We start from the raw sequence: 19,911 nt of genomic DNA, 5'->3' as shown, positions 1-19,911 counted from the left end.
CTTGAGATCCTGGGACGTACTGATCGAATTCCTACGAAGGAACAAGATTTATTATTTTTCTGTAATTTTGTTCTTTTTACTTTTATTTATCGTTTTTGCGTACATCCCTTTTGCCCAAAGAAAAGAAACCTATAAGCAGTATATATTAAGTGAATTGAGAAGTGCGACTGGATTAGACATTGATGTAGATTCTTCGGATCTATCGATCTTTCCGTTTCCCGGAATCGATTTAGAGAATGTCTATATTCGAAACGATAACATTCTACTAGCTGTGTGCAACCGTATCGAGTTGGACATTTCATGGGTCGGCCTCCTGAGTGGAAATATTGAACTTCGAAGCGTCCAAATCGATGGCGGTTCGTTACGATTGCAAAGAAAAATCGACGGCACGATAGACCTGATCGAATTCATTAAGAATCGAGAGAATAATTCTCAGTCTGAAAAGATTTCTAAAATTGAAATTTCTCCGGAAGAATTTTCGACTGGTTTGGATGTACAAGCCAAAGACTTTTTTAGAATTGGACTCAAAAACGTCGAGATTTCTAATTTTACGTTGTGGTACACTGAGGAATCGCACAAAAGAGAATACAAGGTCTACTTTCATAAATCAAAAGCTTCGATTTCGTTTTATGAGGACAGCTTAGATCTTCTGTTCCATGGGAAGATTGACGAACAACCAATAAGATTCGAATCTACCGCATCTATATTAGATTTTCCTATTAAATATGAAAAAATCCGATTTTCTGCCGTACTAAACGTAGAGGATCTATCACTTTCCCTTTTACGAGATGTTTTCTCCTTCTTTCCTTTGGCAGATTTTTCTCAGACAAAGTTTAGCGGTCGAATCGCAATGGATAAAGAAGAGGATTCTCCAATCCATTTTAAAGTCCGAAGTCAAACCCGAAATCTCTGCTACAAAGGCGGAAACCCATTCGGAAATGTTAAAACGGATGTAGATTTCGATTTAGATCTATTTGGGAAACGAATCAACTTTCCTTATATTGAAGCCTCCTGGGAGGGGGTAGCCAAGGTATCGGCAAAAGGAAATGTGAACTGGAAAAACAGAACGATCGGCCAGTTCACGATTCGAAGCGATTACGGAGATTACCATAGTATATTAAAAATATCTAAACTTTTTAAATACGAAAGTCCAAAAACAAAATATGTAGCACGGACAATAAGTGGGCCGCCTTCTCTTCCCGGGGTTTTTTACTTTAATGTCGATTTGAATAATATTTATGCTTTTAAGCACAGGTTTTCTTCCATCCGAGGGGATGCAAAATATATACATCCTGTCCTGACTGTGCCCAGCTTTCACGCATATATTTACAACGGCGAAATAGTTGGCAAAGCCAAGATTTTTCCATTGCAACCCAAAATGGAAGTGGAAGGCGAGGCCTTCAGATTACATATCGATAAAGCAATTTTGCCGTATGTAAAGGAACGCATTATTACAGGAGACTTATATAGTAAGTTCTATCTGGAAACAATGATAAAAGACAGGTCTAGGGACACTGTCGCAGAACTACTCTTGAACATGAAATCCAGGGGAACAATCGAAGTACTGAACGGGGAACTCCTTGGTTACGCTAACTTTATGATTCCTGTGTTAAACACTCTAGGAAAGATTATCAGTTTTTCCGGAATCGATGGTAGGCAGGTTCAGTTTTCGAAGCTCACTTCTGAGTATTCTATTTATGGAAATCGATTTCGTTTTACAAAATTAGAATTAAACGGAAGCGGACTAGAAGTGGATGCTCGGGGAAGTTTTGGATTCGACAATACGATCGATATGATCCTGAATCTAAGACTGGGGGGACAGGTCGTCGGTAAAGCATTAAAGATTCCGATCCTTTACAAAGGAACCTTCGGTAAAACAATTCCGTACATAGATCCGATTTGGTTGGGTTCAGTCTTCGCCGGGTCTACATTGCTGGCTCCCTACTTGATCCCACTAGGAGGTCCGTATGGTGGTGGTGTTGCCGGATCGGTGATCGGAGAATATGTCCGAGACCTTTGGGAAGGAGTAAAAGGTTTATTTGGAGGTTCTGAGGAAGAAATCAAAAAGCAGAATCGAAAATAGCAAATCGATCATTTGCCACATGGAATTGTTTTGCTACTTTATTTAATATTCCCTTTTTCTAATTCTTCTTCAGAAGGAAAAACTATATTCTTATTCAGAAGATCGTAACTCAAATTCAAGAATGCTTTCCCTTTCCTGTTATTTGACTCGCAAATCGAAATATCTACGTCGCATTCATTGCTTTGCCCCCTAGGAGGATAAACCGTATATTTCAGATTTCGATTTCCGTCTACGAACTGAATATAAAAAAGATTTTTCTCGATCCAGCCAAATAAATTTCCATAAGCGAAATATGCGCTCTCTGTTTTTTTAGGTGAAAATAGATCCCTTCCCATTGCAGTAAAGTAAGCCTCTTTGCCGACTAACCCGAGTATGGTCGGAATCACGTCAAGTTGCGACGCATAGCGATCGTCGATTGCAGGCTTAATTCTCCCTGGAGCATATATTAAAAATGGAATATTTCTGTCCTCGTAGTAGTCAAGATATCTGTGGTGAGTATGATCAGCTACAAAAACAAAGATCGTATTCTTAAAGTAATTCGACTTTTCGGCTAAGTTAACAAACTCTTGCACCGCCCAATCTGCATAGTGATAGACGTTCAAAAAATCATAATCTCGAATCGAAGAATCATAAATTCTAAACCTATCAGCCGGAACTCTGTACGGATAGTGGGTGGATAAAGTAAGGCCAACACCTAAAAAGGGCTTTTTAGAGGCAGAAATCTTTTCGTGCAATAGGCGCAGAACATCCGCGTCATCGTAACCCCATGCACCCAAAGTAAATCGATTCAGCTTTGCGATTTCCTTCTCTCCGATTACGGTATCAAATCCCCAGTGAGGCATCAACGTTGCCTTATTATCGAAGGTCAGATCACCCCCTGTAACAAAATAAGTATCGTAACCCATTCGTTTAAAGATGCTTCCTATACCGGAAAAATTTCCCAGAACTTGGTGGGTCCTTACGACAGTCAGACCAGGTCGATCGGGAATTCCGGTAAGAACCGACATCATTCCGTTGGTTGTCCTTCCACCGGATGCAAAGAAGTTTGTATAGAACCTTCCCTTTCTTAAGAGCTTATTAAAATTTGGTGTAAGCTCTTTTCCTTCTACAATTCCATCGGAAATCGGGCGAATGAATTTTCCGGTCCAGTTTTCCAGGAGAATTAAAACGATATTCGGTGGAGTCGATCTATTTGTTCCATTCTGTTTTCTTAATAAAGGATAACGGTCGCTGACAAATTCAGCACCTTCGTATTGGATTTCATTTCTGACAATCGAGACCGCTTCATTCGAATCCAGTACTAGAAATTTGGGAATCGACTGGCTTTTTAGATCCATGATGGAAGTAAAGATCCCATTTAGACCTATATTGTTAACGAAGTTATGGGTAGAAATAATCGCGTGACTTGCTCTAAGGGGTGTTTCTTGGAGTCCGCCTCGAATCAATACGATCACGCATATCAGTACAATTGGTAACTGGGCCAATTCCGATTTCCAATGACCTGGCTCGTATTTATAAGGAGTGTATCTAACAAAAAGCCAAGTAGACACCGGTAAAAAAACTAATAAAAAGATCAGAGTTACGATAACCAACCCTGTGTTTTGTTCAAAGGCCGATTTAAGAATTACTCCAAGATCCTTTCCCAAAAATACAAAGCCTTCGTACCCGATATGCTTGTTCGCATTTTCATAATATATAATATCGGCAACTAAATGCGCAATCATCCAGATGCTGATTAAGATGGGAGTATAACCCCAAAAAAATCTATAAATCTTAAACCGATTTAAATAGGGGACCGCAGAGAGAACCGCGAATAATCCGAGAAGCATTGCAATTACAGAAAGATCGAACCGAAAACCGACCAGCATTGCATGCAGGATTTCCGTAAGTCCCACTCCCTCTAGGCGATAGGCATAAATCCATAAAAAGGCCAGTTTATAAAGAATTAGAATGACTGCAAAATAAGCGGCATAACCTAATATTAGTTTTAGATTCGAAGGCAATTTTTTCATTCGCAAATGTAAGTGAACTAATCAACAAAATGCTAGCAACCCAAAAACAAAAGTGAAACTAACCGCTGATCAGCCATACTCAAGATCAATCCCTTCCAATCGCAATACTTCCAGTGCATTGCTAGACTGAACGACGCCAGGTCGGAGAATGTAATCAAATGTCATTTTTCCGTCTTTGACTTCTTCCCTAAAATGTTTCAGTTCCAAATCCGGAAGATCCGAAAGTTCCAAGTCATGAGTTGTTACGATTCCATACACATTGTATTTTCTTAATTGTTTCAGAATACCCTTGCAAGCTAGGGTCCTTTCCCTGGAATTCGTGCCTTTTAGAATTTCATCCAGCAAAACCAACTGCGCTGCCTTGGAATTCGATACAACATCTCTTAATATTTTTGCTAAACGACGTACTTCTGCATAAAAGAATGAAATGCCTTCTTCTACAGAGTCTTCGTTTCTTACGCTAGAATGTATAGAAAGAGGAGGTGTCTTAAAATCAGAAGAAGGTACAGGCCCTCCGGCCATCGCCAAGATTCCGCAAATCCCAACAGAGCGCAAAAAAGTAGTTTTGCCAGACATATTTGATCCGGTTAATAAGAGTAGATTTCCTGGACTCAAATTTTCCAAGTCGTTCGCCACTCTTTTTTCTGGCTGAATCAAAGGATGGACCAAGCTTTTTGCACTGATTTTTTTTGCATCTACAACTATCTTCGGAAATGCAAATTCAGGTTCTATCCATTTTAGATTTGCCAAGGGAAGAAGCGAATCTAGTTCACATATATCTTGAAATCCTAATAAAGTTTTTTCGCCCCAGCGATTCCACCATTTTTTATAAGAAGACCAAAGCCATAAATCGTATAAAAAAAGGAAATTGAGAATAGTGTGAAACAGAGGAGCCTGGATTAAAGAAGCCCTATCTGCGATCCTTGAAAGCTTTTTCCAAGACTCGCTCAAATCTTGCCGGGACCATTCTTGAAGGTACGATTTTCCGGAAATTCCACGAATCTTAGATCTGTGAATATATCTGAGCAATTTTCCTAGATCCGGTAGGGTTTCCACTTGTAAGCCCAATGACCTGAACTGCAGTACCGAACCACTACGATAAAGTCCAAAGAATCCTAGGTTGAATAAAAAGATCCCACTTCCCCAGGTTTTTCCGAATGCTAATGTAAATAGAACAAGAGCCCAAAGAAAAACGATCCAGATCGGAAGTAACATTGCTATCAAATTCGCAAAAGTACCAAATGTGGAAGACCAAAGATCGATCGGGTTCTCTTGCAACAGTCCGAAAGGAAATTCTGATTTTGTTTCTAAATCTTTCTTCTTTTCAGAATTTAAGAAATTTGGAATATAGGAAGGCAATTTTTCGGACTCGACTTCGTCCCTTTGCCGAAAAGAAGCTTCGTAAAATTGAAACTTTTTGATTAGTTTCTGCAATCGTCCGCTCTGTGAAGAAAGAATTTTCACAGTGTTTTGCCGTTCGACATAGGACTGATTTAATTCAGATTCATTCCATTGGAAACAACTCAGAAATTTTCTAGATCCTAAAGGAGTTACAGTAGTATCTATTCTGGAAAAAATCCCTTTTTCTCCGATAAAGTCCAGGTCTTTTGCCCAAGAAGGAACTTCTTTCAACAAACTCATGTTGCTGTACTGAGATTTTTTAATCTCAGGATACTTCTCGCCGTTTAACAAAACCCTAGCCTTTTGCTGCACCAGAAATTTATCCCAGACAAGGATTCTGCGGATCTTGTCCTTTCGGCTTTGGTACATTCCTAACAGTTTAAAGAAAGCAATCAGGAATAAGAGCGATGGTAGATATACTAGTTCGGATTTGAATTTAAGAAGATAAAAAGCAAGATTCCAAGTTAAAAAACCAGTAAAGGCAAGGATTCGTAATTGGGATAGTGTTCTGAGTTTTTTTTCCTCCAAAACTCGGAGGGAGTTGAGCCGTAATACCTTCCTAGAAAGGAAGGAAGCTCTCTGTAAGAAATTCATGCGATTGCAGTGACGTTTTCGTAATTTTCCGTTTCTCTGCGATATAATTCGTGATCCAAAAGTCGAACCAATGAACCGAAATCATTCATGATCCAGCGAGAAACCATTTTCCCTCTATCTTTGCCGCGGAATTTATCAACATATACATAACCGAACAAATCCGTACCATATTCGTAAACCACGAATCGTCCGGTTCTTCTGCCAGTTCGGTTTTCCAATCGGATCTGCATTTTTACCGACATTATCCTTCGCTTTTTAATCGTACAAGAAAAAAAATATCTCAAGTATTTTTCAAATCGCCCGAATTGTAAGTTTAGGGAGAGGCTTCTTATTCAAGGACGAATTCGCCTTTCTTACAAACAAAAATACATTTCCCGACAGGGTCGCACGGAGGCGATTTATGATGTATTCAGAAATGAACCCGGATCTTCGGAGTTCCTTTACCAAACTAAGTACCACATTCGCGAACTTAACAAATGATAGCGTTCTTCCTACTTTTGGTCTGAAAGCTGCCAATCTGCTAGATTCTACACAAATGAAAAAGCTGACCGAAATTCGGAAAAGGAGAATCAACTCAAAACAGTGGCAATCTTTTGAGAAAGATTGAACTCAGCTTGAATGCTAGTTAGAAACGCGAGTACAATCGTCGTCTTCTTTAGTATCTTGCAAAAACATCTCTAATTTTCGACTTCAAATCCAACTCTTAGCAAAAACAAAAAGGCCTTCCAAACGGAAGGCCTTTTCTTTTTGTACAGATCAAATTGAGATCAGTACTTTGTTTTTGTGGAAGGCATCTTGACGTTTAGAATCACGTCAACTTCTGTTACTTCCCCCTCTCTGACTACGATCATGGAATTATTCAGATTTAAATCTTCTGCAAACGAAGCTTTAATCTCATACTCCCCCGGTTTTAAATTGGTAAACCAGAAGTTTCCGTTCTGATCCGTATTCAGTTTTTGGATTCCTGTGACACTCGAAATCGTCGGCATGTAGATCGGTTGATTGATCACAGGATTGTCCAGAGTCCTGTAAAAGACCTTTCCTCGAATCGCACCGAAGCCGCTCATCGAAGTAACAACTTCCATTTCGTTTTTCTTCGAAGGAAGTACTGCTTGCGTCCTTTGGATTTCTGGATAGTCGTCCGTTTGGATGGTAACTTTGTGAACCCCAGCAGGAACATCCCTTAGAGTGATCGTGTAAGTTGCGCCCGCCACGAGCTTGCCCATTTTCTTGACCGCTCCCCAATAAGGAGAAGTTTCGGAAGTTAACTTTGCTTCAAACTCTTTGTCATCGATCAAAACTCTAACTGTTCGATCTCCTTTCCGCTTTTTGCCGGTTGATAAGCGAATATCTGGAGGAAGATCGGATACTCCATATGCACGATCTTTAATGATCGTAGTTTTGATGATCAAATCTCCCTTTTGGTTTGTAGGAACTACAGGTGGTTCATCATTGGTTACGACCGGAACAACTGGATCTGGCTTGGGAGGATCCACATCAGGAACAGGAGTTGGTGGTGGAGGCGGCTTGACCGGTTCTACCGGTTTAGGAGGATCAGGTTTCTTTTCTCCTGCTAGAAAAATTCCCGAAGCATTTCCGGAGATTTGAGGATGCTGGTCATGGTCAAATTTCCTAGCCATGTTAACTGTTTCGTCCTTAGAAGCAAAAAAGGCCTCCAAGGCAGTGACAACATCATCCTTATTTAAATCCGCTGATAGCGCCTTACCGAAGTTATACGTAAATATTCCGTGATTGATATTTCCGCCGACCTCGATCGCAGTCTCGTTATCATCTGCTGAGGAAATGATTGCCTTATCCTGGAAGAAAAAGTCCTGAGGATCCTGACGAACTGTTCCGTCGCTTCCTTCAGGAATCGGAACCGACGCAGAACCTCGAGTCGCCTTTCCCTTCTTCGCAATTCCACCTGAAAAGCAGCAGTCGAATACGAAAACGGTTTTTGGTGACTTGATCTTTGCGAGGTAATCATTCAGTTCGTCGTCGCTCAAGTGTGGACGATCGTAGCAAATGATTAAGTTTCTCATTCCATTTTTGGCGCTCGCATCTCGCTGAAAAGCACCGTGGCCAGAGAAATAAAGAAAAACAGTGTCTTCATCTTTCGCTCTTGATCCGAGCGCTTTGATCTCACGTTCTATATTATCTTTGGTTACTGACTTACCGAGAAGGATTTTGATATCGTCGAATTTACCAACTCGCTTAATTTCATCGTGAAGGTACTTTGCGTCGGCTTCGCAAAGATTCAACTCAGGAATTCCAGCTTTGTTTCCAGTGTAGTTTGATCCGAAAATTAGGCCGTACCTTTTCTGAGCAAAAACATCTGAAGAAACAAAGAGGAGAATTATTCCGATTACGGAAATAAAGGATTTCAATCCGAGCCTCCTATTTAGGTGGAAAATACCCTACCGATTCTGGGAGGGTTGTCATTATTTTTTTTCACCAGCAAATCTATCGAGCTCAGCGCAAAAACGGACGAACTGTTTATTAAGTTTTCCTATAAAAAGGGAGTGTAATAAGAAGAACCGGCAGGCTGCAAAAGCCCCGTCCTATTTCCTTCCTATATCATAGAATTTTTTTCTATTATTTTGAACGAACCGGGGGGAGCCCCCGGTTTTTGGGACTGCGGAAAATCGAGTTACTTAGAAAGCCACTTCATCATGCTGCGAAGTTTTTTTCCAACGGACTCGATTGGATGCGCCGCATTCTTTTCGCGCATTTTTTTGAATTCAGGATAGCCTGCTTTGGTTTCCGCCATCCATGCTTTCGCAAATCTTGCACCTTTATCTTTACGAATATCATCGAGCACTTGCTTCATACGCTCTTTGACACCTGCATCGATAATGCGCGGGCCTGAAACATAATCTCCGTACTCAGCGGTATCCGAAATGGAGAATCTCATTCTAGCCAAGCCACCTTCGTAAATCAGGTCGGTGATCAATTTCACTTCATGCAAACATTCGAAATATGCGATCTCTGGGTCATAACCTGCTTCGGTTAACGTTTCAAAACCGGACATGATTAGATTCGAAAGTCCGCCGCAAAGTACGACTTGCTCGCCAAACAGATCGGTTTCTGTCTCTTCTCTAAAAGAAGTTTCTAGAATTCCAGCTCTTCCACCGCCGACTCCTGCAGCATGAGCGAGTGCTCTTTTCTTTGCTTCACCAGTAGAATCTTGGTGAATTGCGATGAGACAAGGAACTCCACCACCTTCGACGTACACTCTGCGAACCAAATGGCCAGGACCTTTTGGAGCTACCATATAAACGTCTACGTTTTTTGGAGCTTGGATAAAATCGTAATGAATGTTAAAGCCATGAGAGAATACAAGAGCATCGCCTGCCTTTAAATTCGGCTCAATCTCAGATTTGTATAGGTCCGCCTGGATAGTATCCGGAGCTAAAATCTGAATGATATCTGCTTTCTTAGCAGCTTCTGCTACAGAGTAAACTTCAAAGCCGGCTTCTTGTGCTTCGTGTTTAGATTTGGATCCGTCTTTTAGTCCGATGATCACTTTCAGTCCGGAATCCTTCATGTTCTGGGCCTGTGCATGCCCCTGGCTTCCGTAACCAATGACAGCGACCGTTTTGCCTTTTAAAACGGATAGATCACAGTCTTGGTCATAATAAATATTGGCCATTTTGTAGTACCTCGAGTCTTACCGAAGGGTTATTATGACAGCACATGTGGAAGAGGCCCATTCCACAACCTAAAATTCCTGTGGGTACCCTTTCGATTTTAATATCTCATCCAGCTTTCGAACTCCTGAGTTCTGAGGGTCCAGTGAAATCGCCGCGTCGAGAACCGATCTGGCTTCAGAGAGTCTGCCTAACTGTCGATAGTTGTCTGCGAGGTTGATCAAATTTGACAATCTATGAGGCTGAGAAACACGCACCTTCTCCGCGGCTTCGCTCGCATTCGTATAATCTTTCAGATACTTGTAACAAACAGAAAGTAAAAACCAGACATCGGTGGAATCCCCATCATAAGTAAGGAAATTTCGGAACCATTTCGCGGCATTAGAATAGTCTTTTGCATCATAATACACCTGAGCCAACAAACGAGAAGCTTCTTGAAACTCGGGAATATCCCGGAGCGCTTCCTCGAGCAAAATCGTAGCCGTGGAGAATTCTTTCTGTTGCAGAAGGGCTTTTGCTTCCATGAACTTTCTCTTTGCAACGTCCAGATTTGCGGTGCTTATTTCCTCCAGTTCTCCAACTCCGTTTTCTTGAAATCCGATCCGAATCAAAGATAAATCGTCAGTAATCATCCCTGAATCGTGAAGTTTGGTCACTACCTTGTCCAATTCACCTGAAGCTTTCTCTACACAGACTAAAAATCTATGCTCGTCCTCATTCATGGCCCAAGAATCATCATCTTTTAGAATATTGATATCGTCCTTTCCGTCCGAGCCCAGGAACACGACATCTCCAGGCTTCAAAGTATATTCTAATATTCTAAAGTTCATTTCAGAAGGAGAGCCTAATTTCCTGAGAGTCAGCTCCCTTTCCAAAAACGAGGATTTGCCGTCACGAAACAGTACCGCCCAAGGATGTTCTGCATTGAAATAAAGCATTTGGCCCGTTTTCTCGTTGATTAGACCCAGGATCGCGGATGCCATCATGACCCCATCGAAAGTTCTAAAAATATCGTCCAATTCCCGGAAGGTTTGCTTTAACCAATCTTCCGGGTTGACATTTAGGCTCTTGCCTTCTCCGGAGGATCTAGTTAATATATTGTTCATCGCTGTTCCGAGCACGATAGCTCCACCGGCTCCTTGCATGGATTTTCCCATTGCATCTGCATTTAGAAAAACTGTCCAAAGCTCCTTCTTGTTTCCAAACAATAGGTCACCGCTGATGCAAAGATCGCCTCCAAGTTCAGAATCTTTATTTCTAAAATTGAATTTCTTTTTTTGTTCAATATAAAACGAAGTGCTCACAAATTTGGATCTGTTTAGGTTCGACATGAGAGGTCGGCTCAAGAGCGAAGTTAAGTAGTAGTCACCGTCTTGCTGGACTTTTAGAGCTTGGATTTCCTCCATTTTTTCGGTGACTTCTTTTGTTCTCTCCTCCACTTTCGCTTCCAGAGTATCTGCGTATTCTTCTAATTTGGTACGACCTTCCAAGATACTCTGCACCATTCCGTTAAAGGCTCCGCTTAAATATCCGATTTCGTCCTGCACCAAAACCGGAATCTTAACATAAAGATTTCCTAAATTAACTTCTCCTACCCCGTGAATTAGTTCATTCATCGGTTTGACCAAACTTCGATTAAAGAATACAGGAAAAAGAGTGAGGATAATCAAAACCAAGCAGATCGTTAAAATAGCAATCCATCGATTTGTATCATCCAAGAATTCTCTATATTTAAGATACGAGAACGAAAACTGCAAAGTTCTTTCGGCACTCTCATCTCTGATATAGTAAGAGTAAAAAAGACTTTCCGGAGTAGGTGTGATTATTCCGGATTTTTCTTTATCTTCCGAAAGATAAATTTCGGGGATTCTCTTTAGAAAATTACCTGCTTCTCGATTTAGGAGGATTTTCTCGAAAGGAGCACTCAATTCTAAAACTAAATTTGTTCGATTTGCAAGTAGCTTAGGTTTTTGGGATCCATCGGGGAGGGAAACAATACGAGAGATATCAGTACCTTCTACGATTCCTGATTTTGAAAAGGAATTCACTTCCTTCAAACTGATTTCATCGAACAGTTTTTCGTTTCTAAGATTCAAAATAGTTGAGAACCCCTGAGCAAACAAAAGACAGGTTACAACTGTAATTCCCACTATCTTTGTCATGAAGGAAGTTCGATCTACGGTATTGTTGATAAATACGATAGTAAGTGTGAAATATCCGATGATAGTAAAACCCACGTAAAGTTGCTGAAAACTGTTTCTAGAAATAACTCCCTTTTGAAAAAGTAGATTGGATAGGACTGGAACAAGATACGTGATCGCTAAAGAAAGCGACATTTGAATCAGAGCTTTTCTCTCTTCTGATGATTCTGCAGTTCTAATTTTTTGAATCTGTACATACAACATGACCCCTATGTAAGAAAGCATCAGAGCCGCGAGGAATTCTCCTACGCCTTTCGGAAAATTATATGCTTGTCCTGCAAAATTAAACTCGGCTTCCTTTGTGAATATTTGATAAAAGAAATAACCGACGCTTATGACAGCGAGGCTCACCATGATGCTGAGTACGATTCTCGCTTCCCTTGGCCTATCGTTGCGAGGATACAAATAAGAAAAAACGGAAAGGAAAATCGTACCAAAGATCGCGGATGGTCCGGTCAATAGTCTATGGTATGCAGCCCAAGGATAAGGAAAAAGTACGGAAATCAGGAATCCTAGATTAATTAAGAAAACTAAACAGAACTGTATCGAAAGTGCAGACGTGTAACGAGCTTTGTTTTTTAAAGTCGCAAGGAACACGAAAATAATGAATGTAAATATGCAACAGATTAAATAAGAAATTGCCCAAGAGTTGAAATAGAGCATTGGCATATACTGATTTTATTCAATATTCCTTATAAGATTCGCAGTGTTAAAAATGTAACGCCCTCGAAGACCGCGTGATCAGAATCTCTTCCACTTAGGATTCAAAAGAAAGAGTTTTAGCTTCGTCCTCTAAAACGTGAATCGTCTCTATTAGTAGCTCACTTTTATTCAGCAGCGAGTCCATGGATGTTTTTAAATCCGAAACTAACTGCATCATGGAACCCGCTCCCGAGTGCTGCTCCTTTACTGCGCTTTCAATATCCGACGATCGATTTCGCAATTTTGCTAAACTTTCTAAAAATCCGTCATTGATTGATTTTTGTTCTATCAATAATAAATTTAATTGATCAAATCGCAGAGAGAAATTCTCAAAGAGTAAATCTTGTTCTTTTACTTTTCCGGATGCAGTCTGGGCAGTTCTTTGTCCTTTTTGAACATGACTGGAACTGTCATCGATAATCTTCGAAATTCGACTCGCATTCTCAGCGCTACTAAATGCAAGTTTCGAAACTTCCTGGGCTACAACTGCAAAGCCTTTGCCGGCTAAGCCTGCACGAGCTGCCTCGATGGATGCGTTCAACGAAAGCAGGTTTGTTCTGTCCGCAACTTCAGACATAATCTGATTCACTTCGCCGACCGAACGAAAAGAATCACCTAACGAATCTAAAGATGTTTTGAGTTCTTCCACGAAGTCTGTAACTACTTTAGATACATCCTTTACGATCTCCATGCTGGTATTCAAACTCGTAGAGAATGTAGATATCTTTTCGATCAAAGTCTTTAGCGAATTGCTCTCATGTAAAAGCTCTTCGATTCTTTGGAATTGATCGTTCACTGCACCAGAAGAATTTCCTGCTTGTGTCAAGAACTCTCTCATCGTAGAACTAATTTGTTCAAAAGAAGACGCGTGATCGTTGACCACATCGTTCAATTCAGTGGAGAAGTCCTTTAATCTTTTTGAATTTTCCATCAGTGAGCTCGCGGATTTCGTCATCCTATGCTTGCTCGCTTCGACGCTCTTTCTAGAAGATTCAACTGCCGCGATTTTTTCTTCCTCAGCTTTTTTTAGCTCGGAGAAGATTCGAATAACCGATCTTACAATGAATGCACAAGTCAATAAGAATGCGATCTTTGTTATATGCTCGGACATCGGTGCGTATCCGGGAAAATTCACCACCTTTATGTCTTCCGTAAAAACGACACCAGTTAGGTACGCATTATATGTTACAACTGATTGTACAACACTTGCAAGGACACCGATCCAAATCACAAAAGAAGGAGATAACAGCAGTCCAGCATAAACAATATAGATTATATTTATTGTATAGAGAACAACCTGGCGAATCACCACGGAGGCATTTTCTGGATTTTCGCTCGTAGCGCCGATCATCACTAAACCGAGAATAACGACATCCGTAATAATAAACGTTTTACCCAGAAAAGGCGAAATTCCTCCCCTCCTATTTTTATAAAAAGAGTAAAGAGAATATCCGAGCATAAAGCAAGTCCCGGAAATATACATTGCATTCTGAAAGAAGGTGCTTCTCTCTAGACCGATCGCTATAGAAGCGAAATAGAGAAAGGTCAATCCAAATCGGATTCTATTTATAGTAATCGGTCCGGTTGCCGCTATGATTTCTGATTTTGTTTTTTGCATCAATACTGATCCTTTAAAAGGATACTCATAAGTATCTAGGATTGCTCACGATAAAACTTTTCGACCGACGCAAATCGACCCTTTTTTGAGAGACGAAAAATGGAAAATTGTACACAATTACGTTATTCTTATAATAGCTTGTGCCAAAAGTTATAGACTCTTGAACCTCTAATCGCTGCTTAAAGCGGGCTAAGTTTCAAAGACAGCCATCAAACTTTTGTAAAGAACGATCATACAAGGAAGCAACTATGTCCGAACACAAAATTCGTATTAACTGGCAAAAAGGCACGGAGGAATTCACTTACGAAACCTATGATAGAACGCACGAGATTTCGTTCGAAGGCGGAAGAAAGATTTTAGCTTCCGCAACTTCTACCTATTTTGGGAAAGCAGAATACGCAAATCCTGAGGAACTCATTACCGCTGCGCTATGCAGTTGCCATCTGCTTACTTTCTTGGCAGTAGCGGCGAGAAAGAAATTTACTATCTTGCAATACTCTGACGCAGCTGTAGCAACCCTAGAGAAAAATCCCGAAGGTAAATTATCGATCGTTAAAATTGATCTATATCCGAGAACAAAGTTCTCTTCGGATAAGGTTCCAGATATGGAGGAATTAAGATCTTTGCACGAACTATCCCATAAAAACTGCTTTATAGGAAATTCGATCAAATCTCAAGTAGTGATCCACCCAGAGATTGCAAATTAGAGGTAATCGTCTTCTGCTTCACTTTTATGCTTGATATCTTCTTTTTCGCTATCAGTTCTTTGGTTCCAGTATTTTTCGAGCACATCCCTTATCTTGATAATTGCTTCATTTTCAGGGTCAATGCGCAACGCGGTTTGAGTCATCATCATGGCCCTTTCGTAATTCTTGAGCGCAATATATATCTGAGCTAAGTTCATCAAGTTTTTTAGATGCTCCGGTTCTCTTAATCTTAGTCGTTCTCCGAAATCGAGTGCTTTACGTAGCTGTCCGGCTTTTCTTGCTGCAAAAGAAGCTACGTAAAGGATTTCCTTATCCACCGGTTTCATATTCAGATAATCTTCCGCGTAAAGTGCTGCTTTTCCGTAATCTTTTATTTTAAGAAATAATCGGACAAAGTTCTTCTTTACTTCCGGAATTCTACTGTCCAGATTTTCGGCTTGTTCTAAAAATGAAATCGCCTCTTCTACGTCCTTGTGATTCGCTGTCTCCTTTGCTCTTTTAAGAAGTTCCTTTATTTTTACTTTATGCTCTAATTCGATTCTTCTTTGTTCCTGATCACTTTCCTTATAAGAAAGTCTGATCATTGAGAGGTCGTCCGTCAAATGACCGCGACCAGTAATTACTTTATAAATTTCTGAAAGTTCTCCCTTTCCGGCTTCCACAGCTCTTAAAAATAAAAGCTCATCATCGTTGATGATCCTGTTCCCGACATCATCGACACCGATTAGGATATCGTCCCGACCGTCGGAGCCTGCAATAATTACGTCCCCAGGTTCAAGTTGGAAAGTTTTTATAAAAATGCTGCCTTCCATTCCGGTCGTTCCGATTTTCCTGAACATCAAATCTTCTTCGATAAAGCTAGCAATCCCGTCCCTATACAGAACAGTCCAAGGATGCTCTGCATTAATATAATATAATATACCAACATCATCGTCTATCAATCCGATAACCGACGAAACTAACATTGATCCGTCAAAGCTCTCGAACACTTTGTGCAATTCGGTAAACGCATTTTTCAACCACCGCTCCGGTGACTGATTCTTCATGCTTTCGACAATTCTTGTACGTTCAATAATCGATTCGAAAACTGCACCCAGCACCAAGGCACCGCCGGCACCCTGCATGGATTTACCCATTGCATCGGCATTCATAAAGACAGTATAAGATCGTCCTTGAAGAGAAATATGATTGGAAACGTTAAGGTCTCCGCCTATTTCATCAGTATATCTGCGGAAAGTGAATTTCTTCTTTTGCTCCAACAAGAAATCGACTTTTACGTTTTCATTTACTGCCTTATTCGAACCTAAAGGTTTTATCAATAGAGCGGTAAGAAAGTAGTCCCCGTCCTGTTGTTGCTTGAGTTCGCGCACTTCTGCTAATGTCTGCTCTAACTCTCTGGTTCTTTCTTTGACCTTCTCTTCCAGGCCTTCTGCATATTGTTGCAGGCGTTTTCTGGCTGCCTGGATCGATCTAGCCATTCTATTAAACGAACGAGCAATAAAACCGATCTCGTCCTCGACTCTCGGTGTTAGGCGATAATCTAAGTTTCCGGAATTCACTTCCGTCAAACCGACGACAACTTCGTCCATTGGGGAGATCAGCGCATTCTGGAAAAAGAATCTAAATCCAACCAAAACGATCATCATCACAGAAATCAGAGAAATTACTAACACAAGAGATGGTGCATGTAGGAAGGCTCTCAGAGTTTTATACTCAAAGCCGACTTCGTATATCTTTCCGTTGCTCGGATGCACAAAGTAGTATGCCACGTAGAATTCCGGTTTTGCATCGCCTGATTTAAAGGATTTGGCTCCCTTATAGATTCTTTCTTCAGCACCTCGAAGGGGGGCAAGATAGTTTAGGAATGTTTCGGAGATTTCTTCCTCGGTCTTTCCTTTTTCAAATAAAGGTGCCATTCTCTTTTGGGCATTGTTCAAGACTGCTGATAATCCGTGCTCTTTTGTTACCAACAATTTGAACACAGCGTCGTGGTCGCTTTTCTTAGGAAGATAATTGAATTTGCTTCGAACAACGAGTAATTTCTTTTCCAAGAATTTGAAGAAATCCAGCATTTGAGCATCCGATATTTTTTCGGATCCTTTCGACTTCAGAAATTCTTTTATGCCCTCCTTGTAGGCAGAGAATTCTTTTGGAGCGGATTCCAGCAATTCTTCACTTTTACTCCAACGCTCGGATGCGGGAAGCGAGCCAATTTTGCAAATTAGATTTTTATAATAAAATAATCGCAGTTCAAGGCGGTCATCTTTTACAGTTCTGGGATCCTTTTTTCCTTTTTCACTCGTAAACGAATCCGATGCAGGGTCATATGAGACTATATAGGAAAATCCAGTTGGCTCTTCTCCCTGCAGAACCGCAAGTCTTGTTTCGCGAGTCTTTATCTGATCATAGGAAGAGTCGTATCCGTTGAGAATCGTATAACCAACAAGTTGAAATACGAGCAAGAAAGTGGCCATGGTAACGCCCACGATTCTACTCAAGATCGTAGTTCTCTCTTTCGTCGCGTTAACGTAAATGAGTAGAATCAAAAACAGACCAACCACTAGTGCTAAATCAGCCGTCTGCTGATAGGCCGCCCTAGTAACAGTTCCATCGCGGCTGAGCGCGTTCATTGTAGCGGGGATGGCAGTTATCAAAAAATAGGCGAGTGTGATGTAGATTACGGAGCGTCGCTCTTTCCCTTTTTCTACAATTGAACGCCAAATACCCGCGACCAGAAACGCGGTAATGTAAAGAAGGGCAAGCAAGGCGAAAAGTTGGTAAAATAAGTAGGCGTTAAAGTCCCAATAGTGGCTTCCTAAAATATAAGTTTTTGTAGAGTTGAGCGCACTAAGAACGTATACGCCGGTGCAAATTGCAACGCCTACATACATAAGAACGTATATTATGAATCCTAACTTTACATTTCTGGGTTTTGGAAAATAGAAGAAGAAGATAAAAACTTGCGTAAACCCGATCATAGGCGCCGGGATTACTAACCATCTGTGAGCAATTGTCCATTCATCGTAAGATAAGAAACCGGTGGCATATCCAAGGTGAAAGATAAAGGTAGAAAAGCAGGACAACCCTAGGTGAAAAGCAGCTCCACTTCTGTCTCTGATCGTAAGGAAGAACATGGAGACATATAGAGAAAACAAACTGGCCAGTAGTGAGCCAAAAAAGTAAAAATTTAAATAGAAGGTCTCCATTTCAGTATGGCCTAGAGAGCATTGGACGAAGCAATCCCTTGCTAAAATTGAAGGTTTTTTCGAATAATCTGCTAAGTAGGAGATCCATCATAATTTCTACGACAAATGCTCAGCCGATTTTTGCGCTCAAGATTTTATACACTCTAGCTCGGGGAAATCAAACAGAAGTAGTATATGTATTTAAGGAAAAAACTACTTCCAAAACATTTTCGGTAAATGGGACGTTCAGACTTAAGCAATTTTCGGACTAGATCTTTTTTTGACCTCCCCAGCAAATATACTTTAGTTCCTGGTACTCTTCCATTCCATATTTCGATCCTTCTCGTCCCATCCCTGAATCCTTGACTCCACCAAACGGAACCTGCTCGGTCGAGAGTATCCCTTCATTTACGCTCACCATCCCAGATTCTATTGATTCTGAAACTCTCCAAATAAGAGCATGATCTCGACCGTAAATGTAGGAAGCGAGGCCCACATTCGTATTATTCGCAATGTGAATTGCTTCCTCCTCTGTTCTGAAACTGCAAATCGGTGCAACCGGACCAAAGGTCTCTTCTTGAAAGCAGAGTGCTGTGGTAGGAACTCCCAAGATTACTGTTGGTTCAAAAAAAGTTCCACCAAGTGAATGCGGTTTTCCTCCGGTGAGAATTTTTCCACCCAAGCTGGCTGCATTCTCCACATGATTCTTGACCTTTTTGAAGCCCACTTCGTTTATCAAAGGCCCCTGTTGGATTCCTTCATCAAATCCATTTCCCACTTTTAGTTTTGAAACTTCTTTTACCAATAACTGCGAAAATTCCGAGATAACTTTTTCGTGCACCAAAAATCGATTCGCGCAAACGCAGGTTTGTCCAGTGTTCCTAAACTTAGAAAGGACTGCGCCTTTGACTGCATCTTGTATATTAGCATCACTGAATACAATAAAAGGAGCATTTCCTCCTAATTCTAAAGAGAGTCTTTTCATTTTTGGAGCTGCTTTTTCCAAGAGAAGTTTTCCGACTCTTACAGATCCGGTGAAGCTGATCTTTTTCATTTTCGGATTCTCTAAAAATTCATCAGCGATATGTTCCGGAAATCCGGTGACAACTTGAAATACTCCAGGGGGAATTCCTGCTTCTTGAGCCAAAACTGCGAGTGCCAAAGCAGAATAAGGGGTAATTTCAGAAGGCTTGGAAATCGCAACACAACCAGCTGCCAAAGCCGCTCCGGCCTTTCGGGTAATCATAGATGAAGGAAAATTCCAAGGAGTTAGGAATCCGGAAACACCGATCGGTTCTCTCCAAGACAATAGTCGCACGTCATTTCTATGGGTCGGAATGATGTCACCATAAGATCTCTTCGCCTCTTCGCTAAACCATTCCAAATAGGATGCAGCATATTCAATCTCTCCAATCGATTCGGCCAAAGGCTTGCCTTGTTCCCAAGTCATAATTTTTGCCAAGTCGTCTTTGTTCCTTAGCATCAATTCTGACCAGGCTCTCAAATACTTTCCTCTTTCTTTGCCAGTGGTCTTTGACCATTTGGATTGTTCGAGAAAGGCATAATCGATTGCTTTGCGAATTTCCTCTCGAGGTAAATTAGGCACAGTACCGATTGTCTCCCCGGTCGCAGGATCGATCACTGAAATTGTTTTTTCGTAGGACTTCCAATGCCCAAGGTAATAACAGCTTGTTCGAAAAAGGGAGGAATGCGCAAAGTTTGGAGAAGTGATTGTTTCTTCCATAAGTTCGGAAATTT

The 19,911-nt window shown here is 40.9% G+C and carries 12 protein-coding genes; 3 read left to right on the top strand and 9 right to left on the bottom strand.

Translation table 11 applies throughout. From position 1 onward, the window contains the following. Nucleotide 1: 1 nt before the first annotated feature. Nucleotides 2-2,083, top strand: coding sequence for an AsmA family protein (locus tag CH373_RS01140; RefSeq protein ID WP_100712094.1), 2,082 nt, complete (start codon nucleotides 2-4; stop codon nucleotides 2,081-2,083). Between the two features lie 38 nt (nucleotides 2,084-2,121). Here the strand turns inward: CH373_RS01140 and CH373_RS01135 are convergent, their stop codons facing one another. From CH373_RS01135 to CH373_RS01125, 3 genes are all read right to left on the bottom strand, one after another. Next, on the bottom strand, nucleotides 2,122-4,095 hold the full coding sequence (locus CH373_RS01135) for an LTA synthase family protein (protein ID WP_100712093.1): 1,974 nt from the start codon (nucleotides 4,093-4,095) through the stop codon (nucleotides 2,122-2,124). Between the two features lie 69 nt (nucleotides 4,096-4,164). After that, nucleotides 4,165-6,024 (bottom strand): MutS family DNA mismatch repair protein, encoded by a 1,860-nt coding sequence (locus CH373_RS01130; protein ID WP_243393202.1) that lies wholly within the window; start codon nucleotides 6,022-6,024, stop codon nucleotides 4,165-4,167. 62 nt (nucleotides 6,025-6,086) lie between these two features. Then, entirely contained in the window at nucleotides 6,087-6,320 is a 234-nt protein-coding gene (locus tag CH373_RS01125) for a hypothetical protein (RefSeq protein ID WP_100712549.1), read from the bottom strand. 170 nt (nucleotides 6,321-6,490) lie between these two features. Between CH373_RS01125 and CH373_RS01120 the strand changes: the two genes are divergently transcribed. Further along, nucleotides 6,491-6,697 (top strand): hypothetical protein, encoded by a 207-nt coding sequence (locus CH373_RS01120; RefSeq protein WP_100712091.1) that lies wholly within the window; start codon nucleotides 6,491-6,493, stop codon nucleotides 6,695-6,697. 160 nt (nucleotides 6,698-6,857) lie between these two features. On the opposite strand, the gene CH373_RS01115 is transcribed toward CH373_RS01120, so the two are convergent. From CH373_RS01115 to CH373_RS01100, 4 genes are all read right to left on the bottom strand, one after another. Next, on the bottom strand, nucleotides 6,858-8,477 hold the full coding sequence (locus CH373_RS01115; protein ID WP_100712090.1) for a caspase family protein: 1,620 nt from the start codon (nucleotides 8,475-8,477) through the stop codon (nucleotides 6,858-6,860). Between the two features lie 263 nt (nucleotides 8,478-8,740). Then, the gene (gene ilvC, locus CH373_RS01110) at nucleotides 8,741-9,742 is read right to left on the bottom strand and encodes a ketol-acid reductoisomerase (RefSeq protein WP_100712089.1); all 1,002 of its coding nucleotides are present in this window, start codon (nucleotides 9,740-9,742) and stop codon (nucleotides 8,741-8,743) included. Between the two features lie 69 nt (nucleotides 9,743-9,811). Then, the gene (locus tag CH373_RS01105) at nucleotides 9,812-12,604 is read right to left on the bottom strand and encodes a PP2C family protein-serine/threonine phosphatase (RefSeq protein ID WP_100712548.1); all 2,793 of its coding nucleotides are present in this window, start codon (nucleotides 12,602-12,604) and stop codon (nucleotides 9,812-9,814) included. Nucleotides 12,605-12,698: 94 nt separating this feature from the next. Then, entirely contained in the window at nucleotides 12,699-14,261 is a 1,563-nt protein-coding gene (locus CH373_RS01100; RefSeq protein WP_243393201.1) for a methyl-accepting chemotaxis protein, read from the bottom strand. A 248-nt stretch (nucleotides 14,262-14,509) separates the two neighbouring features. Between CH373_RS01100 and CH373_RS01095 the strand changes: the two genes are divergently transcribed. After that, nucleotides 14,510-14,968: an OsmC family protein gene (locus CH373_RS01095; protein ID WP_100712087.1), complete on the top strand. Its 459-nt coding sequence runs from the start codon at nucleotides 14,510-14,512 to the stop codon at nucleotides 14,966-14,968. Here CH373_RS01095 and CH373_RS01090 read toward each other — a convergent pair. Together CH373_RS01090 and CH373_RS01080 are read right to left on the bottom strand one after the other, a co-directional pair. Beyond that, nucleotides 14,965-18,174: a SpoIIE family protein phosphatase gene (locus CH373_RS01090; protein WP_100712086.1), complete on the bottom strand. Its 3,210-nt coding sequence runs from the start codon at nucleotides 18,172-18,174 to the stop codon at nucleotides 14,965-14,967. The genes CH373_RS01095 and CH373_RS01090 overlap by 4 nt on opposite strands. 247 nt (nucleotides 18,175-18,421) lie before the next feature. Continuing rightward, entirely contained in the window at nucleotides 18,422-19,897 is a 1,476-nt protein-coding gene (locus CH373_RS01080; protein WP_100712084.1) for an NAD-dependent succinate-semialdehyde dehydrogenase, read from the bottom strand. Nucleotides 19,898-19,911 lie beyond the last annotated feature (14 nt).

The organism is Leptospira perolatii, assembly GCF_002811875.1.
In the GTDB taxonomy this organism is placed as follows: Bacteria; Spirochaetota; Leptospiria; order Leptospirales; family Leptospiraceae; genus Leptospira_B; species Leptospira_B perolatii.
Note: the sequence above shows the minus strand (reverse complement) of the source record. Positions and strands in the feature narration are given on the sequence as shown.